This is a genomic window from Couchioplanes caeruleus (assembly GCF_003751945.1).
GTDB classification, from domain to species: domain Bacteria; phylum Actinomycetota; class Actinomycetes; order Mycobacteriales; family Micromonosporaceae; genus Actinoplanes; species Actinoplanes caeruleus.
The window spans coordinates 1,763,871-1,789,625 of the sequence record NZ_RJKL01000001.1 but is presented as its reverse complement, the minus strand read 5'-3'; the positions used below and the strand labels follow the sequence as shown (position 1 = coordinate 1,789,625).

Below are 25,755 nucleotides of genomic sequence, written 5' to 3'. Positions count from 1 at the left end.
GCAGCGCCGGTGCTGCTCGCGATCTTCTCGGCCATGGCGACGTGCCCCTTTTACAGCCGATCCACAGCAGCTCTTATCCGGCTCTGGAGGAAACCCGGATCCGGCGGAGGATGGCGTCGGCCAGCCGGGCAGCCGCGCCGTCCGCGGTCCGCAGGAACAGCGTGGGCTCGGCGAGCTCGAGCTCGAGCAGCAGCGGGGCGCCGTCCTGGCCCGGGACCAGATCGATCCGGGCGTAGAGCAGGCGATCGGCGCCGCCCGGAACCAGCCCCAGCACGCGCTCGGCGAGATCCCGCTCCCGCGCCGAGGGGGTCCGGGTGGTGATGTCCTCGCTGTACTCGCCCAAGCGCTCGCCCCGGCCGTTCAGCAGGGGACCCTTGCGGATCGCGTGGCTGAAGGTCAGGGCGCCGGTGGCGTCCGGCAGGCACAGGATCGCCGTCTCGCCCGCGGTGTCGACCGCGGCGAGGTACGGCTGGACCATCGTCGTACGCCCCGCGGCGCTGAGCCGCTCCGCGAGTGCGCGGGCGGCGGTGAGGTCCTCGGGCAGCAGGTACCGGCCGGTGTCCCTGCTGCCGACGCTGATCGTCGGCTTGATCACCCACTCGCCCGCCTCCGGCGGCGTCCAGGCCTCGCCCGGCTCGACGAAGGTCGTCGGGGTGATCGGCAGGCCGGCGGCGGCGAGTTCGCCGAGATAGTGCTTGTCGGTGTTCCACTCCACGATGTCGGCCGGGTTGGCCAGCCGCGAGACCGTACGGGCCCAGGCGACGAACTCGTCCCGCCGCGACGTGTAGTCCCACGGTGAGCGCAGGACCACCAGGTCGTACCCGTCCCAGTCGGCGGCCGGATCGTCCCAGCGGACCGCGTCCACCGCCGCCCCGCGGGCCAGCAGCGCGTCGCGCAGTGGATGGTCGTCCTCGTAGAGGTCGGGAAAGATGTCGGCCGTGACGAGGGCGACCCGGGTGGCTCGCCCGCTCTTATCGTGGATCATGAAGATCTTGTACCCGGCTCCGCGGTCGTGTGCCAGCGCATTTTGATGACCGAGGCCGCCCGCCTCCGCCGTCATCCGGTGGTGCGGCTATGCCGCCGCGCGGTGCCCGATGTGGCGGAGCCGGTGGGCGGCCACGCCCGCGGCGGTGAGCTGCCCGGCCAGGGTGACCGAGGAGTAGTCGAGGAAGACGGCGACCTGATGGTCGTCGCCGAGGTGACAGGCGGCGGCGAGGGTGCCCAGGTTGATCGGGTCGAGGCCGTCGAGGTCGCCCAGGTCGAGGATCAGCCGCAGCGGGCGGATGTGCCGGACGGCGTGGATGAGAGTGCGGCGCAGCTCGACCGCATCCTCGGCGTGCAGGACGCCGTGGGGCTGGATGACGAGGCTGCCGTCGGACCTGGTGCCGACGTCGAGCGTCGTGCCGGTCATCGCGCTGCCTTTCGACAAGGGCTGTCCGAGTTAGTCAGAGTAGAGCGCGGGAGAACGGCGGTCGACGGTCGGGCGAAGATTTCACCCTCGTCACACGCTGCGGACCGTTCGCCCGAACGCGGACGTCAGCATGGCCAGGGCCAAGAGGAGTTCGGCGATGTCGCCGCCGTAGTACATGAGGTCGGCGCCCGCGCGGCGGTCGTCCGCGGGGACGTCCAGGTGGACGGCGACGCCCGCGTAGATCAGTTGGGCCAGCGTGGCATGGACGGCGATGGCCACGCCGAGCATCACCAGCCGGGCCGGGACCGACGGCCGGTGCGGTGCCGGATCGGGGCCGGCGATCACCCAGGCGAAGAGGTATCCGGCCGCCACGAAGTGAGCGTGTACGGCGTGGTGCAGCGGCGGGCTGGTCGTGGTCGCGGTGTACAGCGGCGTCAGGTACAGCGCCGGCAGTGCGCCGACGTTGAGCAGGAGTACGACAAGCGGGTGGGTCACCAGCCGGGCGGGCCGGCCGCGCAGGAGCCGGGTGATCTGCCGCGCGCGCCGTACGGGCAGAGCGCGCAGCAGCAGGGTGACCGGCGCACCCAGCGCCAGGCACAACGGGCCCAGCATGGCCAGCAGCAGATGCTGCACCATGTGCCCGTGGAAGCTGCGCTCGGCGTATCCGCTCACCGGCGGCAGCAATGCCACGGCCAGCAGCGCCGCTCCGGTGAGGAAAGCCGCGGTGCGATGGCGCGGCCAGCCCCGCCCGTCGCGCCGGACCGCCAGGACGTAGCCGACCGCCAGCAGCGCCGGCAGCGCCGCCGGGGCCAGGGTCGTCGCGACGCCGGTGGGGTGGCCGCCGTGCGCGAGGGGCGTCACGACCGGTTCACCGATCGGCGGCGTCGTACGGCTCCGCCCCCTCGCGGAGCTCCGCGGCGCCGCGTTGCAGCAGCCATCCGCCGCCGGTCAGGAGCGCCCCGAACGCCAGGAAGCCGAGGTCCCAGGCGAGTTGGTGCGGGCCGCCGCGGACGTGGTGGATTCCCAGGACGTGGTGGTCGACGACGCCCTCCACCAGGTTGAACAGGCCCCAGCCGACGAGCACCCAGCCCCACAGGGATCGCGACGACAGCAGGCCGGAGCGGTCGCGGCCGACCCGGGAGTACAACAGCGCGAGACCGCCCAGCACCGCCAGCCAGGTGAAGGTGTGGAACAGTCCGTCCCACAACGTGTTGATGCGCAACCCGTGCACGGTGTCCGCCGAATAGGACGTGCTGGTCAGCATGTGGTGCCACTGCAGCAGTTGGTGCAACAGGATCCCGTCGAGGAAACCGCCCAGGCCGATGCCCAGGATGATGCCGGGCGCCGTCAGACGTGGCCGCGCATCTGTCTGCATGAATCTGCGTCCTCCCGCCGTGGCGCCGGTCGGGACCGGCGCCGGATACCAGGCGCATGCCCACCCCGGCGGCGGCGAAACCGGACTTCCTCAGGGGACGGACGGTGAGGGTAGGCCGGACTCTTCGGCGGTGTTGCGCGCGGGCGCTCGGTGCATGATCGCCCCCAGGGCGATGCCGGTGCAGAGCAGGAAGATCTGCGGGTCCAGCTCGGTCTGGTCGAGGATGGTGAAGATCTCCCACCCGGCCGGACTCGGCAGCCCGAACCCGCTGCCGGTGAGGGCGGTGACCAGCCACAGTGGCGCCGACGCCGGGTGCGGCGTGCCGGTGGCGAGGAAGACCGGCACCATCACCGCGACGTCGGCGAGGGCCAGCGCGCCGAGCGCGCCGGTCCACCAGGCCCGCGCCCGCCGGCCGGTGGTGGCGAGCCGGGCGACGAAGTGGAGCAGCGCGCCGAGCCCGCCGAAGAAGATCAGGTACGCCGGACCGTGCGCCGCCAGCTTCGCGGAGTTGTCGGTGAGCGCGTACTGGAGGAAGCCGGCAGCGCACCCGGGCACCGTGACGGCCAGCACCAGCGCGGTCGTCGTGGCGCCGCCGACCGTCCACCAGCGGCCGAGCCGGGCGAGCACGACGGCGCCGGCGCCGAGGAGCAGCGCCACCGCCCCGTACTGGAGGCTGCCGGTGTCGGGCAGCAGGACGCCGGCGACGACCACCGCGACGACGAACATCGCGGCCGCCGTCAGCGGGGCGACGACGGTCAGCCGCAGGGCTCGCCCCATGGCCCGGGCCCGCACCGCGACGGAGGCGGGCTCGCGCGCGGGCCGGGCAACGGCGAGGCTCGCCGCGAACCGCAGCACCGCCCCGGGACGCTCCTCCTCGGCGAGCACGTGCAGCTCGGCTGCCCATTCGCGGCGAAGGCCGTCGCGGAGTCGGGCGGGCCAGCGACGGACGGCCAGCCCGAGCAGCGCCGTGGCGAGCCGCCGGATCACCATGCCGGCCTCGCCGTGCCGGGTGCGGCCGGGACAGTCGTCTGCGTCCGTAGCTCGGCGAGGGCCCGCCGTGCCTGCACCACGCCGTCGGGGGTCAGCCGGTAGAACCGGCGGGCCGGCCGGCCCTCGGCCACCGGGTCGATCTCCTCCCAGCGCGCGGTGAGCCAACCCGCGTCCTGGAGCCGGTGCAGGATCGGATAGAGGCTGCCGCTGGCCAGTCCGGTCGCCCGCATGAGATCGAGGCCGTACCGGTCGGTGCCGGGTTCGGCGAGGAGGGCGGCGAGCAGGCGCGCCGTGGTCACGGTCATCCGCATCGCCGGACTATATCTCATCTCTACATAGGGTCGCGGATTGCGGCGGGGTGGCCGTTCCGTGCCCGTCTGTGCCGCGAGCCCGTGCACGATGTCCGACACAACAGGTCACGGAGTGACTACGCGGAGGTAGACCGGGTTTCCACCACCCGTCGATTACCGCATCCGGGAGCTTCCATGACCATCGCCTCCGCGACCCTGCTCTACTCCGCCCATCCCACCATTGCCCGCGCCGAGGCCGTCCTGACGGCCGGATCGCCGCGTACGGGCGTCCTCGACGAGATCCGCGCCGAGACCGACCGCGCGCACGCCTTCGTGCTGGCCGGGAACTACCAGGCGGCCGTGCCCGTCTACCAGGCCGTCCGGAACCGGATCTTCCGGCTGCTGGCACCCGGCGGGCCCCGGGGCATCGGCGACCGGTACGCCGCCCCGCACGACCTGGCGCACCTCAAGGAGATGGTCCGGGCCAGCGCGACGCTGCTCGCCGACCTGGTCCCCGGCATCCCCGACCCACCCGTGATCCAGGCTGAGCTCGACCCCGGCTCCGTCCGCGAGTTCGCCGAGGGCGCCCGCGCCGTCCCGCAGGCCGGGACCGACAAGACCCGGCGGTTCGCCGACGTGGCGGCGCTCGGGCAGTTCGCGTTCGACAACGGCGACTACGAGACGGCGGTCAAGCACCTCACCGCCGCCGCGGAGCTGGCCGGCGACGACCGCTCCGCGCGGGCCGGCCTGCTGCTCAACGCCGGGGCCGCGTACGTGCAACTGGGCAGCCTCGACCGGGCCGAGCGGATGCTCGGCTCCGCCCTCGAGGGTTTCCAGGGGGCCCGGGACGAGCTGGGTGCCGCACAAGCCGCGCACAACCTGGCGGTGGTCAGCGCCGCCCGCGGCGACGTCGCGAAGGCCGACGGCGCCTTCAAGGAGACCGACGAGCGGTCCCGGGTGGCGGCCGGCACGGCGGGCATCGCCCTCGACGTGGTGCGTTCGCTGGGCCGCGCCGGCAACGGCCGGAACACCGGGCCGTCGATGGTCGCCGAACGGGTCGCCGGAGAGCTGGACCGCAAGGCGACCAGCGTCGACGTGCAGCAGACCCTCGGACAGGGCGCGCAGCTCATCGTCCGGGATCCGCTCGTGGCCACCGCCTGGTCCAGCCGAGCGCTGGGCGGCACCATCGAGCGGGCCGACCGGAGCGTCACGTACAGCGCCGGGGTGCTGATCGGCGCCGAGATCCGCACGGTGAGCTGGCAGAAGGCGAAGACGCCCACCGTCGAATCGCTGCTGTCCGCCGGATACGAGTCCCGGCTCGCCGCGAAGTCCCACGCCGACCTGCGGGCCGTCGTGCTCACCGGCGCGGACCTGTCGGTGCAGCTCGCGCACCTGTTCTACTACGTGATCCCGGTGGGGCTGGCCGAGGCGTACGCCGGGCTCGGCGACTGGGCCGCCGCCCGCACCTGGCTGTACCGGGCGGCGGACTACCCGTACCTGAACGCGGAGCTGGAAGCCCCCGCGCTGTGGCTGCGGATCGCGCAGACGCACCTCGGCGAGGGCGACGCCCTCTACAAGGCCGACGAGTTCGCCAAGGCCCTGGCCGCGTACGGGGGGATCGTCGCCACCGACGGCACCTCCGGTGACGCGGCGGTCTTCACCCATGCCGCACTGACCGCCACCGGCGCGCTCGTCACCACGCTGCTCGCCGACCCGGCGGCGCTGCCGGACGGCCTCGACGCGGGGCTCGGCGCGGTGGCGCTCGACATCGCCGCGAGGGTGCGCCAGCTCGTCGCGAACCTGGACTGGTTCGGGGTGCCGGCCGCGTTCGTGCCGCCGTTCACGTTCGACTATCTGCAGAACGCGGCCCGATTCCTGGGCCAGCAGGCGCAGGCCGCCGAGCGCGACTACATCCAGTTCATGGAGCGCTACGACTCCGGCAAGCTCACCCGGCTGCAGCTTCACCAGGCCGCCGCCGCATCCGCCGCCGACGAGGCCGTGGCCAAGCAGCAGGCCGTCGCGGCCCAGGCCGAGGTCACCCTCGCCAACACCGCGCAGTTGCTGGCAAACACCCGCAAAGCCAACGCGGACGCGGCCCGCAGCGCCTACCACACGATGGCGAACGAGCAGATTCGGCTCGAGACCGAGATGGCCTGGTACGGCTCGCAGAACAGCTGGGAGTTGAACAATCCGATCCCGGGCGACGGCCGGGACATCCACGAGGTCATCGCCGCCGACCGCAACCGGCTCGGTCAGATCAGCCGCGACTACGAGCTGCTGCGCATGCAGCAGACCGCGAATGAGCTCGGCATCGCCGCCACCCAGGCCGGAAACCAGGTCGCGCTCTCCCAGGCGCGGGCCCAGGCGGCCGTGCTGTCCTCGCAGGCCGCGACGCTGCGCCGCCAGCAGGCCCAGCAGCTCGCCGCCGCCTTCGAGTCGAGCGCGCTCACCCCGGAGGTGTGGCGCGCGCTCGCCGACTTCATGCAGCAGCAGGCCCAGCGCTACCTGTACTGGGCGACCCGGGTGGCGCGGCTGATGGAGCGGGCGTACGAGTTCGACTTCGACGCGACCGTCGACCGGATCCGCCTCGACTACTCCGCCGGGGCGGCCGCCGGGATGCTCGGCTCCGACCAGTTGCTCGCCGACATCGACTACTTCACGTACGACCGGATCACCCGGACCACCCACAAGATGCTGCGGGCGAGCCACCGCGTGTCGCTGGCCGAGCAGTTCCCCTTCGCGTTCGCGACCGGATTCCGGCGCACCGGCGAGATCCAGTTCAACACGCTCCTGTCCGATCTGGAACGCAGCTATCCCGGCTCCTTCAATCACCGGGTGCAGTCGGTCGAGGTCACCCTGATCGGCCTGGTGCCGTCCGGGGGCCTGCGCGGCACCCTGACCAACAGCGGCGTCTCGCAGTACCGGTCGCTGAGCGGCGATACCAAGTGGCGGCTGCAGGACATCGACACGATGCTGCTCAGCGCCTACACCCGCAACGACGCGATGATGTTCCGGCCGCGTCCCGAGCTGCTCGGCGTGTTCGAGGGTGTCGGGATGGCGTCCGGCTGGACGTTGCGGTTCCCGCCGGAGATCAACGACGTCGACTTCCGCTTCATCGTGGACGTCCAGGTCACCTTCCACTACGAGGCCCAGTTCGACCGGGCGCTCGCCGCCGACGTCGCGGCCCGGCCGCTGCCCGCCGAGGCGTTGCGGGCCACCACCTCCTTCAGCCTCGGCAACGACTTCCCGGACCGGTTCTACCTGTGGCAGCACTCGGGTACGGCCACTGTCACCATCGGACCGGAACATCTGCCGCACCAGAACCTCGATCCGAGGGTCCGGAGCGTCTCGGTGCAACTGCTCGGCGCCGGCACCAATCCCCCGCCGGTGCCGCTGACGATCACCGCACCCGGTGGCGCCGGCGCCGCGGTCACCCCGGACGCCGCCGGCCGCGTGCCGTCCGGCGATCCCGCGCTGGCCGCGCTGGCCGCCGCGCCGGTGGGCGGGCAATGGGTGCTGGCCACGACCGCCGGCCCCGGAGACCGGGCAGGCGTGGAGAACATCCTGCTGTTCATCGAGTACGACTTCACCCCGCGCGGTGCCGCGTGAACGGCACCGGCCCCGACGTGCTGGCACTGCCCAAGGGTGGCGGCGCCGTCGGGGGGATCGGAGGCAGCTTCACGCCGGACCTGAACACCGGGGGCGGCGGCTACGCCGTGCCGCTGGACCTGCCGCACGGCGTCGACGGGCACACCCCGCAGCTCACGCTGCAGTACAGCACCGCGTTCGGCAACGGTGAGTTCGGGCTGGGCTGGGCGCTCGGCACCGTACGGGTGGAGCGGGCCGGCGGCGCGTACACGCTCGCCGGTGCCGGCCGCCTCGTCGACGTTCCCGGCGAGCCGGGGCGTCTGGTGCCGGAGACCGACGGGCTCGGCTGGCGGATCGACCGCGACGGCGACGGCTTCGCGCTCACCGACCGCTCCGGCGTCCGCCACCTCGCCGGCACCACCGCCGCGGCCCGCGTCGCGGACCCGGACGACGCGACCCGGGTGGTCGCGTGGCTGGTCGAACGGTCGATCCGGCCGTCCGGCGAGGAGATCGTCTACACCTGGGACGGTGACCGGCTGCTGCGGTCGGTGGCCTGGGCGGCGTACCGTCTCGACCTCGACTACGAGACCCGGCCGGATCCGGTGCTCGACGGCCGTCCCGGCTTCGTGCGGACGATCAACCGCCGCTGCACCACGCTGGAACTGCACGCTCCCGCGCAGGCGTCGTCGCTGCTGCGGCGCTACACGCTGGACTACGCCGCCGGGCAACCCACCGGGCACAGCCTGCTCGCCGGGATCACCCTGTCCGGCCACGGCGCGGCCGGCGAGGTCGCCACGTTCCCACGGCTGGCTTTCGGCTACACGAGCTCGCGGTTCGGGTTACGGGCGGCCGGGACCGCGCTCGCCGCCGCGCTTGCCCGCCCGGACGCCACCGTCGCCGACCTGACCGGCGACGGGCTGCCCGACGCGGTCGTCCTCGGGGGCGTCCCCACGGTGGCCCGCAACCGCGGAGACCTGGCCTTCGACCCGCCGCGGCCGCTCGGCCGCAGCGGCCTGCCGGGCCTGGCATCCGGAACCGCGCTGTTCGCGGCCGACCTGACCGGCCGCGGCCGCGTCGACCTCGTCGGGATCGGCGCGGGCCTGCGCCACCGCTATCCGGTGGACGGCGCGGGCGTGCTCGGTGCGCCCGTGGTCAGCCCGTACGCGCCCACGTTCACCCCGATGGACGCCGGCGTACGGCTGCTCGACCTCGACGGCGACGGCGCCGCCGACCTGGTCAGCCTCGCCGCCGGGCTGCTCACCACCGCGACCAGCGACGGCAGCGGCGAGGACTGGCGCTCGGTCGAGCGCCGCGTCGTCGGCGACGACCCCCTGGCCGGGGTCGACCTGCGCGCACCCGAGATGCACGTCGCCCCGATGACCGGCGCCGGCCCGGTGGACCTCGTCGAGGTCCGCAACGGCCGGGTGCGCTACTGGCCCCATCTCGGCGACCACCACTGGGGTACCCCGCGGGACATGGCCGGCAGCCCGGTCCTACCCGCCGGATACCGCCACGACCGGCTGTTCCTCGCCGACGTCGACGGCGACGGCTGCGCCGATCTGGTCTATGTCGACACCGACGCGGTCCGGATCTGGCTCAACCGGGGCGGCACCGCGTTCTCCGACGAACTGACCGTCGGCCCGGTCCCGGGCCTGACGGCCGAGCGCGTCGAACCCGTCGACCTGCGCGGCATCGGCTGCACCGGGCTGTTGCTGTCCACCCGGCACGGCACCCGTCCGGCCGCGTACCACCTCGACCTGGACGCCAAGCCGTACCTGCTGCACCGGATCGACGACGGCCTCGGGCACGCGACGACGATCGACTACGCCACCTCGGTGGAGGAGTCGCGCCGCGACGCGGCGCGCGGGCGCACCTGGACGACGTCGTTGCCGTTCCCGGTGCCCGTGGTCAGCCGGGTCCGGCAGACCGACCCGGCCGGCGCGGACCGGGTCAGCCGGTTCCGCTACCACGACGGGCACTGGGACCCGGCGCTGCGCCGCTTCCTCGGCTTCGCCCGGGTCGACGAGATCGAGGAGGGCGACGACTCGGTCGCGCCCCTGCTCAAGCGCACCGAGTTCCACCTCGGTCGCACCCCGGAACGCGTCGACCAGCCACCCACCGACGCGGAGCGGCTGTCCGCCCAGGTGCTGCGCGGCCGGGTGGTCCGCTCCGCCGGGTATGCCGCCGACGCCGACCCGGACGTCGACGACCCGCTGTTCGAGGTACGCCAGGACTGGCAGGCGCACGGCGACGGCGTGACCGTCGCACCCCGGCTGGTCGAACGCCGCGAGGACCACCTCGACGGCGCACCGACCGCCTGGCGCAGCACCGTCACCACCACGGTGAGCTGGGACGCGTTCGGCAACGTCACCGAGCAGCGCCAGCGCAACGTTCTCGCCGCCGACCCGGGTGCCACGGCCGAGCTGCGCACGCTCACCACGTACGCGACCGACCCGGCGGCCTGGATCGTCGACAAGCCGGCCCGGATCACCCAGACCGACGGCGACGGAACCGTCGTCGATGCGCGGATCCTGCGCTACGACGGCCCGGCGTTCACCGGTCTCCCGGAGGGAGCGGTCGGCGCCGGACTGGTCACCTCGGAGGAGCGCCTCGCCCTGCGCGACGACCAGGCCGCCGCGGTCTACGGCGGCTCGGTCGACCTCGCCGCGCTCGGCTACCACCGCCGCGCCGGAGAGGACGGCTGGTGGGTCTTCGCCCGCCGCTACGACCGTTCCACCCCGGGCGTGATGGTGAGCCTCGACCCGCGCGGCAATCCGGTCACCCTCCACCTCGACGCCGACCGCCTCTTCCCGGTACGCCGGATCGACGCGCGCGGCAACGACATCGGCGCCGACGTCGACCGGCGGGCCCTGCGGCTGGCGAGCCTCGGCGACGGCAACGGCGGGTGGCGGCGCAACGCGTACGACCCGCTGGCCCGGCTCGTCGCCGAGTTCCGGCCCGGCGACGAGCCGGCGGCCCCGACGGTCACCTACCGGTACCTGCTCGATCCCGCCGGACCCGCCGTCGAGACCGACGAGCATCCGGCGGCGGACCGCGGCGACAAGGTCACCACCCGGAGGCTCCTGGATTCCGACGGCCACGACGTCGGCGTCGCCCGCCGCGACGGAGACGGCACCTGGGTGGTGGGAGAGGCGGTCACCCGCAACGCGCGCGGGCTCGTCGCCCGGGCGTACCTGCCGTACCGCAGCCCGGCCGGCCCGGATCCGCAGCGGCCCACCGCGGCGCTGCCGCACACCGCCACGAGCTACGACGCGCTCGGCCGGCCGACGAGGGTCGACCTGCCCGGGGGCGGGTTCCGGCTCGGCGTGCACCACCCGGGCCGCTCGGAGCTGTTCGACGAGGAAGACACCCGGGCCGGCGGCCCGCACGAGGGCACCCCGACCACGTTCCATCTGGACGCGGCGGGCCGGGTCGCCCGGGTGGTGTCGCGCAACGGCGCCGCCGAGGTCACCACCACGTACGCGTACGACCTGCGGGACCAGCCGACCGCCGTCACCGACCCGCAGGGGCGTACCTCGACCGTCCACTACGACCTGCTGGGACACCGCATCCGAGTGGAGGATCCGTCGGCCGGGACGGTGGTGTTCGTCCACGATGCGGCGGGCAACCTCGTGCGGCGCCGCAATGCCATGGGACAGCTCGCCGAGCAGGACTACGACGAGCTGAACCGGATCGTGCGGACCCGGGCCACCGGCCAGCCGGACGTCCGCTACCGCTACCTCGACCGCGCCGACGTGGGCGGCGGCGGTGCACCCGGGCGCCGGGTGGGCCGCCTGGCCGGCGTCGACGACGTCCGCGGGTCGATCAGCTTCGACTACGACGTGCGCGGCGAGGTCGAGACGCGGCGGGTGGTGCTGACCGGCGGGGACGCGTACACCGTGCGGCGGCGTACCGACCGGCTGGGCCGGGTCGCGTCGATCGGCTATCCGGGCGCGGCCGGGGACGTCCCCGGCCCGGTGCTCACGTACGCCTACGACCGGCGGGGATTCCTGCGCGCGATCTCCGGGGTGGTCGATGCGATCGACTACGACGAGGCGGGTAACCCGGTCCGGACCGCGTACGCCGGCGGCGCCCGCACGCACCGGCAGTTCGACGCGCTGTCGCGGCTGATCTCCGCGGAGACCCGGGACGCGGGCGACGTCGTGCTCGACCGGCAGGATCTGACCCGGGACCTCGCCGGGCACGTCACCGGCGCCACCGGGTGGGCGTACACGCACGACGACCTCCACCAGCTCGTCCGCGCGGAGCCGGCGGGCGGCACGGCGATCGACTACGCGTACGACCGGGCGGGCAGCATCCTCTCCCGGTCCGACGTGGGCACGTTCGTCTACGGCGAGCGCGGCGCGCCGCCGACCGCGGTGACCACGGCCGGTACGGGCAGCTACGACTACGACGCCTCGGGGCGGCAGGTCCGCGGACCTGCCGGAACGTTCACCTACGACGGCCGGGACCGCCTCGGCACGGTCACCGGCGCAGCCGCCACCGTCGCGCTGTCCTACGGCGCCTTCGACGAGCAGGCGGTGCGGGAGACGACCGCCGGCGGCACAAGCCGGCGGGTGGTGCTTCTGGACGACCTGGCGGAGCTGCGTGACGGCGCGCTGGTCCTGTTCGTCACGGACGGGCGTACCAGGATCGGGCAGCTCACGCCCGGGGGACCGGTGGCGCTGTGGCACACCGACCACCGGGGCTCGGTCACGCTCGTCACCTCGGGCGGCGGCACGGTGCTGCAGCGGATCGCCTACGACCCGTTCGGCCGGATCCTCGCCCTCGGGGCAGGGGAGACACCACGAGCGACCTACGACGGGTACGACCTGGTGAGCGAGTTCGGCATCTACCTGTCCCCGGCCCGCCCGTACGATCCGCTGCTCGGGCGTTACCTCGTGCCCGACACCGTAGCGCCGGACCTGTGGCATCCGGCGGGGCTGCACCGGTATGCGTACGCGGCCAACGATCCGGTCACCCTGCGGGATCCCGCGGGCCGCGCCTGGTGGCAGATCGCCCTCGCGATCCTCGCCGTGGTGGCGGTGGTCGTTCTCACCGTCGTCACGTTCGGCGTCGGCCTGATCGGACTCGGCGCGATGATCGGGGTGTTCGCCGCGATGGCGGCCGGGGCGGTGGTCGGCGGCATCGCCGCGGCTCAGGCCGGTGGCGACATCGCCCTGGGCATCCTGCTCGGCGCCGCCCTGGCCGGCGCCGCGGCCCTCGGAGGCGCCCTTGCCGGCGCCGGATTCGCCGCCGCGTTCGGGGCGAAGGCGCTGGTCACCCACCTGCTCGCGGGCGCGGTCAGCGGCCTCCTGCTCGGTGCGGCCACCGGGTTCGCCGCCGGCTGGGCGGGCGGGCAGGGCTCGGCCGGCGACATCTGGGAGAAGACCTGGAAGTCGGCGCTCGCCGGGTTGGTGACCGGCCTGGTGTTCGGGCTGGCCAGCTACGGCTTCGCCCACGGCTGGTTCGGCACCGGGAACATCAATCCGAGAATGCCCACCGGCGCCGAGTGGGAGCGCGCGGCCGCCGAGGGCGCCAAGGCGGCCGGGGAGGCCGGCAATGCCGGCGCGACCGCGGGCCAGGCAGCGGCGCAGGGTGCCGGGGCCGCGGCCACCAGCGCGGCCGGGGCGGCGGTGAACTTCGGGGCGTCGACCGGCTTCAACGTCCTGCAGACCTTCGTCTTCAACCCGGTGGCGATGACCCTGTTCATCGAGGCCACCGCGTCGCTGTTCGCGTTCGACCTGGTCGACGACATCATCGACGCGATCCGCAACAGCGGCGCCAAAACCTCCAAGAGCGGCACCTGGTGACAGACACGTCTGCGCCCCGGCTCCACGGCCGGGGTGCAGGCGTTTGTTCAGTTGCTACAGGTGGTGCCGGGTGCAGGGAGCTTCTGCGCGGTGAGGTAGGCGGCGGCGATCTTCTGCACGCAGGGCGAGAACAGCACCATGCTGTAGTCGTCGCCGTTGCGGGTCACCACGGTGCTGCCGGGAAGCTGCCGGCTCAGGGAGAGACCTTCGGCGTACGCGGCCAGCGACTGGTAGCTGGACTGCACGATGGGCGCGGGCGGCGTGTTGATGCACGAGAGCGCGTGGGCCCGCACCGGCGAGAGGGTGTCGTCGGGGCTGACGGCGAGCGTGCCGGCGTCGCCGGCGAGCTCCGAGGCTGGTGCTGGGCCGGCGGCTACCTCGATCCGTGCAGTTCGACGTCCCACAGGGCGGCGCACACGTCGTCGAGGCCCTGGCGCAGGTGCCGGCGGTAGGTGCTGAAGGCCATCCCCGCACGCCGGGCCGCCGCCTCCTGGGTGGGTGCACCCGAGAAGTACGTGGCGACCAGCGCCTCGTGCGCCTTGACGCCCTTGGCGTGGCGGCCCACCTCGTCGACCGCCCGCTGGACCAGGGCGCGCAGGTCCTCGACGGCGTCCGTGGAGTCCGCCACGAGCCGGGTCTTCAGCAGGTCCACGACGGCGAACGCGCGCGGCGACCGCCAGTGCTGGAGGGCCTCGCGGACCGCCTGGTCGAACGCCTCGCGGGTGGTGCCGGACGGGGCCGCCGGGGCCGGGACGTCCGTCTCGTTGATGACGTGGTGGAGCCAGGTCTCGAAGGGGACCTGGCGCCAGTCGTTGACGAACAGCGCGTACGTCCGGTCACCGACCCGGGGCCGCACCCCGGCGTCGGTCATGACGCCCTTGAGTCGTTCCGCCCACGCCTCGTGATCGTGGAAGACCAGCATTCCGTACGCGCGACCGCGGGCGCGGGCCACCTCGGAATGCGCCCGCGAGGTGTTCAGGTTGATCACCTGGGAAGGCACCTCGTGCGCCTCGGGGTAGATGCAGAACCGGGTCATGCTGATGTGTTCGCCGGGCCGCGCCGGAGCGGTCCTGGTGCAGAACTCCCAGGCCGCGGCGACGACCGGGTCGACCGCGATGTCCCGCTCGTCGGGCGGGAACGGCAGGTCCAGCCGGGCCGAGAACGCCACCGTCCGCCCGCTCGAGATGAGCCGGAAGACACTGAACGCCTCGGGCCGCTTGTCGATCCAGTAGCGGACCAGCGCGGCGGACTCGGGACCCTCGGTCGCGGCGGCCATCTCCACCAGGGTGTCGACGTCCTCGGGGCGCAGCGGATCGTCGTGCACCGCGTTCTCCCGGTCCCACACCTGGGTCCTCGCGATCGCCTTCACCTCGCGGAACAGGTAGAAGATCTGACCGGTGAGCCCGGCGGTGTGGTCCTCGGGCGCCTCGCGCAGCATGCGCAGGTACTCCGCGGTCAGCTTGCGCTTCATCGTCATGAACGCGGTGGGCGCCCGCCAGCGCAGGTCGGCGATGACGGCCTCGCGGGCGGCGTCGTGCGGGTAGATGCCGCGCGCCGTGGTTTCCATGAACGGCAGCCCGCGCAGCCAGGCGAACAGCGGGTGGGCATCCTCCTGCGGCAGCGCGGCCTGCAACAGCTCCTCGGTGGTGGTGTAGGCCTGCGCCGCCACCTCGAGCGCCCGCCGGTGCGCCGGCGACGGCACCTCGCCGATCAGGCCCGCGATGAGCGTGCGCAGCGTCCCCGCGGAGGCGGACCAGTTCCGGGCCGCACCGGGTTGCGCCGTGTCCACGGCCGCGGCCAGCGACAGCGCGAGCGGATTGCCGCCCGCGAGCCGCAGCAGGTCGTCCTGGCTGTCCGAGCCGACGCCGCTGACCGTCAGCAGCCTTCTCGCCTGCTCCTCGTCGAGCGGTCCCAGCTCGGCGACCCACAGCGCGTCCGCCCAGCCGGCGTCGGAGGCCCACGCGGCCATGGGTGCCTGCCGGCCCGCCAGGACCACCAGGGCGCCGTCGGCGATCCGCGGCAGGAACCGCTGCCACAGCCACGTCTCCAGCCACTGGCAATGCTCGAACGAGTCCACGACGAGGACGACGTCGCGGCGGTCCAGCACCGGCTGGGCGGAGCGCTCGAAGTCGGCGGGCGAGCGGCCGACGAACCGGCCGTCGAGCTCGACGAGCATGCGCCCGGCGTGCCGCGCCGCGTCGCAGAGCTGCCTGACCAGCGTCGACTTTCCGATGCCACCCGGGCCGTGCACGTACATGACCGGCGCTGCCGTCGGCTCGCCGCGCAGCGCCTCGTCGAACGCCGCCAGTTCCTCGCGGCGACCGACGAACGCCCGGGCCCGGGCCAGCCTCAACCGGTCGCCCAGCGACCGGGCGACCGGTGCCTTGTTGCTGTCGTCCATGTGCCCTCCCCAGGCAGGCATCCTGGCACGCCCAGCGGCGTCGATGATCACCGATGGGGATACCGGCAGGTAACGGAACCGGGGTGGGGCGGTCGGACGGGGGGAGGCCGGCCGCCCCGGTCGGGAGCTCTGGTCAGTCCCAGAGGCTGAGGGCGATGACGAGCATGAGCACGGGTAGTAGCAGCCACGGCTCGGCGAGGACCATGGCCGCCGTCAGGGCCAGGGAGAGCCAGGCCAGGGCCTTGGCGACCCGCCGCCGGGTCTTGCGCTTGGGGTGAGCGACGTACGCGGGAGTGGTGGTGGTCATGGTTCTCTCCTTCAGGCGGTGGGGTTCTCGGCGGTCTTGCGCAGTTGCTCGAGCCAGGAGGCGAGGGAGGCGTCGAGGGCCTCGCGCAGGTTGTCCGGGTCGGCGCGGACCGGGTTGCCGTCCCAGGACTCGGCGGTCCGCACGATCGTGGCGTCGCCGTCGGCGGTGAAGGTCCACTCGTGGATGCCGGTGATGCCGTGCGCGGGGCCGCCCCAGAGAATGCGGTGCGGGGCGTCGATCGCATACACGGTGGAGGCGATCTGCAGTCCCACGGTGCTCCAGTGGAACGTGGCGCCCGCCTGCAGCGGCCCGTCGGCGTACGCGGTGTCGATGTCGCTCTGCCATCCGGTCCAACCGTTGACGTCGGTGTGCAGGTGCCACACCCGGTTGATCGGGGCGGCGATCCGGATCTCGCGGCGTACGACGACGGTGGCGTTCTCTTCGATGGTCGTGATCATGATGCAACCTCCAGGCCGGAACAGCGACCCTCCGGTGGGTCGCACCGGCGTTCCCCGGTGCGCCATTGACTTTGCACCTCGCCACTGACCGACCGCGTGGTCACCAACTGCTCACTACTGCCCAGTGGTGCTCACGCAAGCCCTTGGACCAGGTAGAGCACCGCGAGGGCGATGGCGAGCGCGCCCAGCAGCAGCCGCAGGGCGGCCTCGGGCAGGCGGGGCTGCAGCCGGGCGCCGAGGTAGCCGCCGATGAGTCCGCCGGCACCGCAGAGCAGGCCGAGAGTCCAGTGCGGAGCGATGTCGCCGCTGCTGGTCAGGGCGAGGATGCCGTAGGTCGTGGCGCCGGCGACGGAGGTGACGAAGGTGGCGGTCAGGGCGGCGGGCGCGAGCGTGGTCATGGGGGTGCCGCGGCCGGCGAGGATCGGGCCGAGGAGGGAGCCTCCGCCGATGCCGTACACGCCGCCGACGGTGCCGACGACGAGGCTGAGGCCGAGGATGGTGGGCCGGGCCAGCGGCGCTCGGTCGGGCATGCCCGGTCGCAGGGCCCGGGCGCAGAGCCAGAGGCCGAGGGGGAGAAGGACCGCGGCGGCGACGAGGCGGAAGGCCCGGGGCCCGGGGAGGGCGAAGACCCGGATGAGCGCGCCGAGGACGACGCCGGGCAGGGTGCCGGCGATCAGGAGCCGGGCGAGCGGGCCGGTGAGCCGGCCGTTGCGCCGGTAGCGGACCAGGGCGCCGGGCCCGGCGACGACGTTGAACAGCAGGTTGGTCGGCGTGACCGCCGGACTCGGTACGTGCAGCACGCTGAGCTGGACCGGGAGCAGGAACACCGCTCCGGAGACGCCGACCGGCGCGGTGATGATCGAGAGCAGTAGTCCGGCGAGGAAGCCGGTCAGCCCGGCCTGCCAGGTCATGATCGGCCACGATATCGAGCGGTTGTTGCGGACTCTTTGCCGCAGGGCCCGATTCGGCGAGGGTCTGAGTCGAATCGGCGGATCGAGTCCCGGGCGGGGACTTCGTCGCCGGGTGGCCGCATTGTCGCCTCCCCGCCGTGAGCCCGGCGGCGCACCCCCGGATTCGTCCAAGAAGCGGCGCATTCCACCCACTGGGATGGACGCGAGAATATCGAGACCCCTCGCTCTCTGGGTAAGAGGCGCCCTGACGTGGGAAGACGCGCCGATACGGTCCACAGTGCATGGCTCGCTGTGAGGTGTTACATCTGACGCCGATCTGTACACCTGATCTTCGATGCGGTACTTGTCATCCCGCAAGGCCGCATCGATGGCGGCCCGCCCGCCGCGAGGGCGATCCGGGCGTAGCGCATCCACGACATCTGGAGGACGAGGTTGAAGCGAACCTCGAAGCGTTGGCCGTTGACCCTGGCGGTCGCCACCGCGGTGACCGGTGCGGCCAGCATCACGGTGGGCCTGGTCATCGCGCCGGCCGACCGATCGGCCACGGTCGCCACCGCGGCCGCCCCGGCGGGTCAGCCGGCCGCCGCGGCCGCCACTGTCGATGACACCTCCGGCACCGTGACGATCGCCCGGCCCGACGGGAACGGTGGAACCGAGCGTGTCGCCGGCGAGGAGCTGAAGCTCGCCTCCTACGACCCGCGCGCCGGCAAGGCCCGCCTCGTGGGCGCGGCCAAGCAGGGCGGCAAGCCGAAGGCCGGCAAGTCCGCGGTCCGCAACGGCGACGTGATCGCCAGCGGGCGTACGAAGGCCCTGCCCCACGGCGCGCTGGTGAAGGTCACCGACGACCGGACGGACGCCTCCGGCCAGGTCTCGGTCGCGCCGGCCACACTGCCCGACCTGCTGGGCGACCAGAAGGTCACCACCAGCACCCCGGTGCCCTCCACCGACGTGACGGTCAAGCCGCTGACCAAGGGCGTCACGGCCCGCATCGAGAAGGTCACCGGTCAGGCCGCGCCGCGGACCGAGGGCTCCGGCCCGCCCGTGACCCCGTCGTCGCCGGCGGCCACGCCTCCGGTCAGCCCGCCCGGGAGCCCGTCGTCGCCGGCCGCCGAGCCGCCGGTCGGCAAGCCGGCCACCGACGGCGGCCCGTCGGCCCCGGCGACGCCGTCGACCGGGGCGTCCGTCGCGCCTCCGGTCAGCCCGCCCACCCAGGCGTCGCCCTCGGCGCCGGCGCCTACCGAGTCGGCCACGACCACTGCGTTGGACGGCGCCACGCTGCTGCCGCCCGCCGCCGTCGCACCCGCGCCGCTGGCCGCGGCCGGGGGCAAGGAGCGGCACAACGTCGGCAGCGAGATCAAGCTCGACCTCGACGTGCCGGTCGGCGAGCTCGGCTTCACCGGCACCGAGCAGGGTGGCCCGACGCTGTCCGGCTGGGTGCGCCTGCAGCCGCAGGTCATCTTCAACTACGAGCGGGCGCACTGGTACAGCGTCGCCCCGTCCGCGGCGGCGATCGGCATCGGCGGCGCGTACGACTACGGCTGGAAGGTGCACGCCGGTCTGGCCGGCACGGTGGACACCGGGCGCAAGCCGCTGCGGCTGCCGTTCGCCGAGGTGCACGTGCACACCACGCTGCTGGTCGGCGGCTTCCCGGTGGTGGTCGACGCCGATCTGACGTACTTCTACCAGGTCTCCGCGTCCGGCAAGATCACGGTCGATGCCGAGCAGAAGACCACCGGTGAGCTGTCCCTCGGCGTGCGCTACCGCAAGGGCGAGGGCTGGTCGCAGCTTCCGCTGGCCACATCGCACGTGACGCCCGGCAGGAAGCTGGAGATCAACGGTGCGGCCGAGGCCAAGGCCACCATCGGCGCCCAGTTCGACGTCGCCCTGTACGGCTCGGTCGGCGCGGGCCTGGAATGGGCGCCGTACCTGCGCGCCGACGCCGCGGCGGGCACCACCACCGAGCCGCGCTGGGGCGTCTACGCGGGCTTCGAGGCCAAGGGGCGGCTCTTCGCCCAGTTGAAGATCCTCGGCATCACGCTCCTCGAGAAGCGGCTCGAGCTCCCGCCGCTGCGCAAGGAATGGCAGATCGCCGGCAGCAAGCCGCCGGCACCGGGCGGCGGCACGGCCGTCACGAGCTGACCCTCCCCACCACGACAGGGCCGGATCCCCGCGGGGATCCGGGGCCCTGTCGTGATGGTCGCCGGGTGGTCATCCACCGAGCCCGGACCGGCGGAACTCCAGGAAGGCGCGCTCGGTCTCGTTGCCGGCCAGGGCGATGGCCTCGTCGTAGGCGGCCGCGGCCTCCGCCTCGCGCCCGAGCCGGACCAGCAGGTCGGCGCGGGTCGCCGGCAGCAGGTGATAGCCCGGCAGCTCCACGCCCTCCAGCGCCGCGAGGGCCAGCGCGGGCCCGTGCACCTCGGCGACCGCGACCGCGCGGTTGAGCGCGACGACCGGCGTCGGGGCCAGGACCTGGAGCTGGTCGTAGAGGGCCAGGACCTGCGACCAGTCGGTGGCGGCCCCGTCGGTGTGCACGGCGTTGATCGCCGCCTGGATCTGGTACGGGCCCGGCCGGTTGCGCCGCAGGCACCGGCGGACCAGCTCGTGGCCCTCGGCGATCAGCGCACGGTTCCACAGTGACCGATCCTGGTCGCCGAGCCGCACCAGTTCGCCGTCCGGGCCGAGCCGGGCCGGCCGGCGCGCCTCGGTGAGCAGCAGGAGGGCGAGCAGGCCGAGGACCTCGGGTTCGTCGGGCATCAACGCGGCGAGCTCGCGGGCGAGCCGGACGGCCTCGGCGCACAGGTCGGTCCTGATCAGCGGCCCGCTGGTGGCCGCGTAGCCCTCGTTGAACATCAGGTAGAGCACGGTCAGCACCGGTGGCAGCCGGTCCGGGAGCTCCTCGGCGGCCGGCACCCGGTAGGGGATGGCGGTGTCGCGGATCTTCTTCTTGGCGCGCACGATGCGCTGGGCGACGGTGGCTTCCGGCACCAGGTACGCCCGGGCGATCTCCGGCACCTCGAGCCCGCCGAGCAGGCGCAGCGTGAGGGCGGTGCGGGCGTCCGGGGCGAGCGCCGGGTGGCAGCAGGTGAAGATGAGTCGGAGCTGGTCGTCCTGCACCGGTCCCACCTCCTCAGGCTCGGCCTGGTGGTGCAGCAGCATTGCCTGGGCGTGCCGTGCTTCGCGGGTCGACTCGCGGCGGAGCCGGTCGACGGCGCGGTGGCGGGCGGTGGTCACGATCCAGGCGCCCGGGTTGGGCGGCAGGGTCTCCCACTTCTCCAGGGCCACCGCGAACGCGTCCTGGACGGCCTCCTCGGCGAGGTTGATGTCGCCGAGGAGGCGGACGAGGGTGGCCACGCAGCGGCCGTACTCCGCCCGGTAGACGCCGTCGAGGTCCATGCCGGTGTGCCGGTCGCCGCTCAGCTCTCGGGCTCGTCTTCGAAGGGCCGCACCTCGACCGGCCCCATGCAGGCCTCGGCGCACTTGGCGGCCCAGGCCAGCGCCTCGTCGAGGTCCCGGCAGCGCAGGACCCAGAACCCGCCGAGCTGCTCCTTCGTCTCGGCGAACGGCCCGTCGGTCATGGTGGTCCGGCCGTTCTCGGCCCGCACGACGGTGGCGCTGTCCGGCGGCAGCAGGCCTCCGCCGAAGACCCACGCGCCCGCGTCCTGCAACTCCTTGTTGACCCGGTCGACCTGGGCGTAGGCGGTCTGCATCTCTTCCGGCGAGGGGGTCGGCTCGCCCTCGACCATGTGGACGGCCAGCAGGTACTGCTTCATGACGTTCCTCCTATGAGTTGTCGGCTGAAATGGTGGCAGAAGTGCGGTGACTGTGGACAGCGCGTCAGGCGGACAGGCGACGCGCGACGGCGGGGATCACGATCGCGGCGGCGACCAGGTGGGTGAGCATCAGCAGCGCCTTGGTGGCCGGAGTGGCCTGCACGATCACGTCCGGGACCAGCGAGAGAACGGTCAGCGCCACCGTCGTACGGACGAACGCGCGCCGCGGGTGGCGGACGGCGCGGGACAGAACCGAGGCGAGGATCAGGCCGACCAGCGAGCACAGCGCCGTCAGCACCGCGAATCCGGAGACCGGGATGGGCTCGCCGCCCACGTCGAGGCCGATCCCGGCGGCCCGGCCGGCCACGGCGACGGCCATGGTGGCGGCGCCGGCGACCGCCGTGGCGGCGAGACCGGTCCCGATCAGCGCGACGATGCGGGAGTCGGCGGTGCGGGCGGGCTTCGCGGTGATGGTCATGGTGCCCTCCGGTGTGTCGCGGACCGGCTCGGTGCCGGTCTCTCACCAGGGCTACGAACGGGCCCGGCGCGGATCGACAGGACCGCCGAAATTTTCCGGACTTTTCTTCTGGGACCGGCGGGGCAGGTGTGAACGGTGAGCGGCGCGCCGCGGCGGCCGGGGGCGATCCCGGTCGGGCGAAGCTCAAGACGGCGTCAATTCCGCCGATTGGTCCTGACAGCGGCGCGGGTGCCGCGGAGAGGAGGCGACGTGCTCAGCCAGCGTACGGAAGCGACACAGCAGCTCACTGACCTGTTGCGGACGGCCCGTCAGTCACTGGGCCTCGGCTGTGCCTTCCTCACCCGGTTGGACGGCACCCACCAGACCCTCGAGCTCGTCGACTCCACGAACCCGGACTCGTTGCGCGCCGGGATGAGCAACCCCCGGGAGAACTCGTTCTGCCAGGCGATCCTGGACGGGCGGCTGCCGCCGGTCATGGCGGACGTCACCGCCTATCCGGAGGCCATGAAGCTGCCGGGAGCCCAGATTCCCTGGATGCGCAGCTTCGTCTCGGTGCCGGTGGTCCTCAGCGACGGCACGGTCTACGGCACCTTCTGCGCGGCGGGCTTCTCCACCGACCCTGAGCTCGCCCCGCGGGACCGGGCGCTGATGGACGTGCTCTCGCACGCCGCCTCGGTGATCATCGAGCCCGGCCTGCGCGAGGCGGCCCGGCACGCCGAGATCGCCGCACGCCTCGGCCCGGTGCTGGACGCCGGAGGCCCGGTCGTGCTGCTCCAGCCGATCGTCGACCTGAAGAGCCGGGTCCGGGTCGGCGCGGAGGCGCTGAGCCGCTTCCCCCGAGCGTGGGACATGCCGCCGGACCGCTGCTTCGCCGACGCCCACGCCATCGGCGAGGGACACCGGCTCGAGCTGCTGGCGCTGCGCCGGGCCGCGGCCCACCTGGACCGCGTGCCGCACTACGTGACGATGAACGTCTCGCCGGCGACACTGATGACCCGGGCGTGCACCCGGCTGCTCGACCGCTTCCCGCTGGACCGGGTGGTGCTGGAGCTCTCCGAGCACGAGCAGGTCGAGGACTACGAGGCGCTCAAGGCCGTGCTGGCTCCGCTGCGGGCCCGCGGCATGCGGCTGGCGATCGACGACGTGGGCGCCGGATTCTCGTCGCTGCGCCACATCGTGCTCACCGCCCCGGACGTCATCAAGCTGGACCGCAGCATCGTCACGGGCATCGGCGCCGATCCGGTGCTGAGCGTGGTGACCCACTCCCTGGTCGACCTGGCCCGGGCCACGGGAGCCATCGTGGTCGCCGAGGGCGTCGAGACCGAGGCCGACGCCACGGCCCTGATTGCCGTCGGCGTCGACCTGGGCCAGGGCTGGCTCTTCGGCCGGGCGATCAGTCCGGAGGAACTGCGCGACGACTACGCGGTAGCCGTCGCCTCGTAAGCCCGCTGTACGACAAAGCGTCCCCGGGAGCTCCGCGCTCCCGGGGACGCTTTGTCGTGTGTCCGGACCTACGACACGGCCACGGTGGAGGGGGTGGAGTTCTCCGCCGCGGTGTACGCCACCACGTGGTAGGCCGCGGGCTTCGCCTGCCGCCGGGGCTCCGTCCACTGCTGGGTACGCGTGCCGGCGACCAGTCCGAGCCGGTCGACGAGATGCACCTCGCCGGCGACCGTGCCCTCGATGAGGTACCACGCCTGCACCGATACCGCGTCGGCGGGCGCCTCGACGGTGTAGTTGCTGGTCATCCAGCCGGTCGTGGCGTCGACGGTGGCCCGGTTGTTGGTCGCCAGGTTGTGGACCTTGCCGGTGGCCGTGGTGAACTTCAGACCCGCGCGCACCCAGCGGCCCGCGGCCTGTGCCTGGGCCGAAATGACCGAGGTGTAGAGCTGACCCGGGGTGGCGGCCATCTTCCTGCCGGCGAAGCTGACCTCGCCGGTGCCGCTGGAGGCCAGCGACATGGCGCTCGTGCCGACCGCGCCGGCGGTGCCGACCCGGGCCAGCGTGGTGCGGAAACCGGCGGTCCAGCCGGCGGTGCCGGCGGCGGCGTTCTCGAAGCTGGACTCGTCGGCGGTGAGCAGGTTGCCGGGGATCGTCGCGCTGCCGACCGGCAGGTCACCGACGACGCGGCCGTCGCGGTACACGCGGTAGCCGGCGATCGGGCGGCCCTCCAGCGCGTACGACTCCTCCCAGCTCAGCGTCCGTCCGTCCGCCATGAGGTTGTTCGGGGCCTCCGGGGCCTGGCCCACGCGGTGGTAGGTGGAGGCGATCACCCGGGTGGCCGTGTTGGTCTCGCCGGCCGGGCCGGTGAGCACCGTGTTCGTCGGCGCCGTGGGCGCGCGGCGGGCGCCCAGGTGGATGCCGTACCAAGTGGTCCGCTTCGCGGGGCGGTCGGCGATGGTGTTGCCGTAGATCCGGTCGCCGTCGCCGATCGACAGGCCGATGCCGGCGGTGTCGAAGAATCCGGCGCCGGTGTCGTAGCCCGTGGAGCCGCCCCAACCGGAGTTGCGCACCAGGTTGCCGGTGATGGTGTCCGGCGCGTCCTTGGCGTGCCCGTGGCTGCCGAGCACCAGGATGCCGGAGCGGCCCGCGTACTGGACCACATTGTCGCGGATGACGTTGTTGCCGCCGGGGCGCACGATGTGATCGGTGTCCACCGTGCTCTTGTCGTTCCAGCCTCCGACGGTGCCGGCCGTCTCGTCGGCGTCGCGGTAGTCGTCGTACACGACGACGATGCCCGCCTCCCCGGGGTAGCTGATCCGGTTGCCGGACACCACCGAGTCCCGCGGGTTGGTGATGTCCTTGTTCTCGCCGCTGTGCGCGTAGCCGCCGTTGGTCTTCAGGCTGATCTGGGCGCCGTGCAGCACGTTGTCCGCGACGGTGGCCTGCACCAGGCCCTCCAGGTACATGTTGCCGGAGCTCCACCGCTCGCCGCGGGCCGTGGCCACCGCGCCGTCGGAGACGACGGTGTTGCGGCGCACCGTGGTGCGGATGGCGTTGGTGAAGTCGAAGCTGTTGCCGTGGATGGTCTTGTCGAACTGGTTGTACTCGACGACGACGTTGTCGTTGCGGCTGCCGCCGCCCACGTTGTCCTCGTCGCCGGACTCGGCGCCGCCCCAGTTGTCGAAGCGGTTGTCGACGATCCGGACGTCCTTCACGCCGTCGCCGACCCAGACCTTGAAGTACTCCAGGTTGGTGAAGCGCACCTGACGGACCGTCCACCGGTCTCCGACGGCGATGCCGCCACCGGCGTTCGTGCTGGCCAGGTCGCCCTTCGGCCCGCGGAAGTCGCAGAACGCGCCCGGCCGGCCCGGCAGGTCCCGGCGGCTCGGGGCGCCGGCGCCCTCGCGGCAGTTGCCGTTCACGGTGAGGTCCGAGACCAGGTTGCTGCTGCCGGCCTGGCGGGTGTGGAAGTCCCAGCTGATCAGGTAGCCGTAGTTGAAGTTCTGCCAGTTCGCCGTGATCATCGAGACCGTGGTGTCCTTGATGCCCCGGCCGCGCAGGTTCACGTTGGGCGGCAACTGCAGGCCGCGGCTCAGCCGGTAGGTGCCGGACGAGAGCAGCACCGTCGCGGGCCGGGCCGGCGTGAGCACGGCCCCGCCGGCGTCCAGCACGGCCGGGACCGCCAGTTTGGCGGCCCGGTCCACCGCGGCCTTCAGCGCGGCGTAGTCGTCGCTGCCCGAGGGATCCGGCGCGAAGACGCAGGACGCGTCGGTGCGGCAGTCCCGGACCGACATGGCCGGCGGCGCCACCGTCGCCGTCAGCGAGTATCCCGGCGGCGTCGAGGAGGCGGCCTGCGCCGGCTGGCTCACCAGCACCGGCAGCGAGATCAACGGAAGCAGTGCGGCGGCGGCCAGCCGCTTGGCGGTGGCCGCCTCGCGGCGTCCTTCCCGACGGGACGCGCGGGGCCGGGCAGTGTCAGTCATGCGTACCTTTTCGATCGGGGAGGCGGCGCGGCGCGGA

19 protein-coding genes are annotated in these 25,755 nt (G+C 73.2%); 4 read left to right on the top strand and 15 right to left on the bottom strand.

The genetic code is table 11. From position 1 onward, the window contains the following. Window positions 1-73: 73 nt before the first annotated feature. The 6 genes from EDD30_RS07770 to EDD30_RS07745 form a co-directional block, all read right to left on the bottom strand. Window positions 74-985: an ATP-grasp domain-containing protein gene (locus EDD30_RS07770; protein WP_071809430.1), complete on the bottom strand. Its 912-nt coding sequence runs from the start codon at window positions 983-985 to the stop codon at window positions 74-76. Window positions 986-1,072: 87 nt separating this feature from the next. Further along, entirely contained in the window at window positions 1,073-1,411 is a 339-nt protein-coding gene (locus EDD30_RS07765) for a hypothetical protein (protein ID WP_071809426.1), read from the bottom strand. A gap of 90 nt (window positions 1,412-1,501) precedes the next feature. Continuing rightward, window positions 1,502-2,272: a cytochrome c oxidase assembly protein gene (locus EDD30_RS07760; RefSeq protein ID WP_211278038.1), complete on the bottom strand. Its 771-nt coding sequence runs from the start codon at window positions 2,270-2,272 to the stop codon at window positions 1,502-1,504. A 7-nt stretch (window positions 2,273-2,279) separates the two neighbouring features. Next, window positions 2,280-2,786 (bottom strand): DUF2243 domain-containing protein, encoded by a 507-nt coding sequence (locus EDD30_RS07755; protein ID WP_071809425.1) that lies wholly within the window; start codon window positions 2,784-2,786, stop codon window positions 2,280-2,282. 90 nt (window positions 2,787-2,876) lie between these two features. Further along, window positions 2,877-3,776 carry a hypothetical protein gene (locus tag EDD30_RS07750; protein WP_123678140.1) on the bottom strand — a complete coding sequence of 300 codons (900 nt, stop codon included), beginning with the start codon at window positions 3,774-3,776 and terminating at the stop codon, window positions 2,877-2,879. Next, entirely contained in the window at window positions 3,770-4,087 is a 318-nt protein-coding gene (locus EDD30_RS07745; RefSeq protein WP_071808103.1) for a PadR family transcriptional regulator, read from the bottom strand. Before EDD30_RS07745 ends, EDD30_RS07750 begins: the two co-directional genes overlap by 7 nt. 174 nt (window positions 4,088-4,261) lie before the next feature. Between EDD30_RS07745 and EDD30_RS07740 the strand changes: the two genes are divergently transcribed. Both EDD30_RS07740 and EDD30_RS07735 read left to right on the top strand, forming a co-directional pair. Further along, a complete protein-coding gene (locus tag EDD30_RS07740) occupies window positions 4,262-7,675 on the top strand; it encodes a Tc toxin subunit A-related protein (protein ID WP_071808102.1) in 3,414 nt (1,137 codons plus the stop codon). Then, entirely contained in the window at window positions 7,672-13,467 is a 5,796-nt protein-coding gene (locus EDD30_RS07735) for a toxin TcdB middle/N-terminal domain-containing protein (protein WP_170208260.1), read from the top strand. The genes EDD30_RS07740 and EDD30_RS07735 overlap by 4 nt, the downstream gene beginning before the upstream one ends. Window positions 13,468-13,514: 47 nt before the next feature. Here the strand turns inward: EDD30_RS07735 and EDD30_RS07730 are convergent, their stop codons facing one another. From EDD30_RS07730 to EDD30_RS07715, 5 genes are all read right to left on the bottom strand, one after another. Further along, a complete protein-coding gene (locus tag EDD30_RS07730) occupies window positions 13,515-13,871 on the bottom strand; it encodes an alpha/beta hydrolase (protein ID WP_071809413.1) in 357 nt (118 codons plus the stop codon). Further along, the gene (locus EDD30_RS07725; protein WP_071809414.1) at window positions 13,841-15,868 is read right to left on the bottom strand and encodes an AAA family ATPase; all 2,028 of its coding nucleotides are present in this window, start codon (window positions 15,866-15,868) and stop codon (window positions 13,841-13,843) included. Before EDD30_RS07725 ends, EDD30_RS07730 begins: the two co-directional genes overlap by 31 nt. A 133-nt stretch (window positions 15,869-16,001) precedes the next feature. After that, window positions 16,002-16,175 carry a hypothetical protein gene (locus tag EDD30_RS38875; RefSeq protein WP_170047687.1) on the bottom strand — a complete coding sequence of 58 codons (174 nt, stop codon included), beginning with the start codon at window positions 16,173-16,175 and terminating at the stop codon, window positions 16,002-16,004. Window positions 16,176-16,186: 11 nt separating this feature from the next. Beyond that, window positions 16,187-16,633 (bottom strand): SRPBCC family protein, encoded by a 447-nt coding sequence (locus EDD30_RS07720; protein WP_071809415.1) that lies wholly within the window; start codon window positions 16,631-16,633, stop codon window positions 16,187-16,189. A gap of 131 nt (window positions 16,634-16,764) precedes the next feature. Beyond that, window positions 16,765-17,544, bottom strand: a complete 780-nt coding sequence (locus tag EDD30_RS07715; protein ID WP_071809416.1) for a sulfite exporter TauE/SafE family protein — start codon at window positions 17,542-17,544, stop codon at window positions 16,765-16,767. Window positions 17,545-18,003: 459 nt separating this feature from the next. Here EDD30_RS07715 and EDD30_RS07705 point away from each other — a divergent pair, with 459 nt between their 5' ends. After that, window positions 18,004-19,683, top strand: a complete 1,680-nt coding sequence (locus EDD30_RS07705; protein ID WP_123678137.1) for a hypothetical protein — start codon at window positions 18,004-18,006, stop codon at window positions 19,681-19,683. A 69-nt stretch (window positions 19,684-19,752) separates the two neighbouring features. Here the strand turns inward: EDD30_RS07705 and EDD30_RS07700 are convergent, their stop codons facing one another. The 3 genes from EDD30_RS07700 to EDD30_RS07690 all read right to left on the bottom strand — a co-directional run bounded on the left by EDD30_RS07700 (window position 19,753) and on the right by EDD30_RS07690 (window position 21,792). After that, on the bottom strand, window positions 19,753-20,937 hold the full coding sequence (locus EDD30_RS07700) for an RNA polymerase sigma factor (RefSeq protein ID WP_071802680.1): 1,185 nt from the start codon (window positions 20,935-20,937) through the stop codon (window positions 19,753-19,755). A gap of 20 nt (window positions 20,938-20,957) precedes the next feature. Continuing rightward, window positions 20,958-21,314, bottom strand: coding sequence for a YciI family protein (locus EDD30_RS07695; RefSeq protein WP_071802679.1), 357 nt, complete (start codon window positions 21,312-21,314; stop codon window positions 20,958-20,960). A 64-nt stretch (window positions 21,315-21,378) separates the two neighbouring features. After that, entirely contained in the window at window positions 21,379-21,792 is a 414-nt protein-coding gene (locus tag EDD30_RS07690; protein ID WP_071802678.1) for a DUF6069 family protein, read from the bottom strand. A 249-nt stretch (window positions 21,793-22,041) separates the two neighbouring features. Between EDD30_RS07690 and EDD30_RS07685 the strand changes: the two genes are divergently transcribed. Beyond that, on the top strand, window positions 22,042-23,235 hold the full coding sequence (locus EDD30_RS07685) for a sensor domain-containing phosphodiesterase (protein ID WP_071802677.1): 1,194 nt from the start codon (window positions 22,042-22,044) through the stop codon (window positions 23,233-23,235). A 68-nt stretch (window positions 23,236-23,303) separates the two neighbouring features. Here EDD30_RS07685 and EDD30_RS07680 read toward each other — a convergent pair whose 3' ends face one another. Beyond that, entirely contained in the window at window positions 23,304-25,718 is a 2,415-nt protein-coding gene (locus tag EDD30_RS07680; RefSeq protein WP_123678136.1) for a hypothetical protein, read from the bottom strand. Window positions 25,719-25,755: the final 37 nt, after the last annotated feature.

Excerpts from the sequence above, each read along its gene's own strand:
- EDD30_RS07740 (WP_071808102.1), top strand. The coding sequence starts at position 4,262 with ATGACCATCGCCTCCGCGACCCTGCTCTACTCCGCCCATCCCACCATT.
- EDD30_RS38875 (WP_170047687.1), bottom strand. The coding sequence starts at position 16,175 with ATGACCACCACCACTCCCGCGTACGTCGCTCACCCCAAGCGCAAGACC.
- EDD30_RS07755 (WP_071809425.1), bottom strand. The coding sequence starts at position 2,786 with ATGCAGACAGATGCGCGGCCACGTCTGACGGCGCCCGGCATCATCCTG.
- EDD30_RS07720 (WP_071809415.1), bottom strand. The coding sequence starts at position 16,633 with ATGATCACGACCATCGAAGAGAACGCCACCGTCGTCGTACGCCGCGAG.
- EDD30_RS07725 (WP_071809414.1), bottom strand. The coding sequence starts at position 15,868 with ATGGACGACAGCAACAAGGCACCGGTCGCCCGGTCGCTGGGCGACCGG.
- EDD30_RS07700 (WP_071802680.1), bottom strand. The coding sequence starts at position 20,937 with ATGGACCTCGACGGCGTCTACCGGGCGGAGTACGGCCGCTGCGTGGCC.
- EDD30_RS07745 (WP_071808103.1), bottom strand. The coding sequence starts at position 4,087 with ATGCGGATGACCGTGACCACGGCGCGCCTGCTCGCCGCCCTCCTCGCC.
- EDD30_RS07770 (WP_071809430.1), bottom strand. The coding sequence starts at position 985 with ATGATCCACGATAAGAGCGGGCGAGCCACCCGGGTCGCCCTCGTCACG.
- EDD30_RS07690 (WP_071802678.1), bottom strand. The coding sequence starts at position 21,792 with ATGACCATCACCGCGAAGCCCGCCCGCACCGCCGACTCCCGCATCGTC.
- EDD30_RS07695 (WP_071802679.1), bottom strand. The coding sequence starts at position 21,314 with ATGAAGCAGTACCTGCTGGCCGTCCACATGGTCGAGGGCGAGCCGACC.
- EDD30_RS07715 (WP_071809416.1), bottom strand. The coding sequence starts at position 17,544 with ATGACCTGGCAGGCCGGGCTGACCGGCTTCCTCGCCGGACTACTGCTC.
- EDD30_RS07765 (WP_071809426.1), bottom strand. The coding sequence starts at position 1,411 with ATGACCGGCACGACGCTCGACGTCGGCACCAGGTCCGACGGCAGCCTC.
- EDD30_RS07750 (WP_123678140.1), bottom strand. The coding sequence starts at position 3,776 with ATGGTGATCCGGCGGCTCGCCACGGCGCTGCTCGGGCTGGCCGTCCGT.
- EDD30_RS07680 (WP_123678136.1), bottom strand. The coding sequence starts at position 25,718 with ATGACTGACACTGCCCGGCCCCGCGCGTCCCGTCGGGAAGGACGCCGC.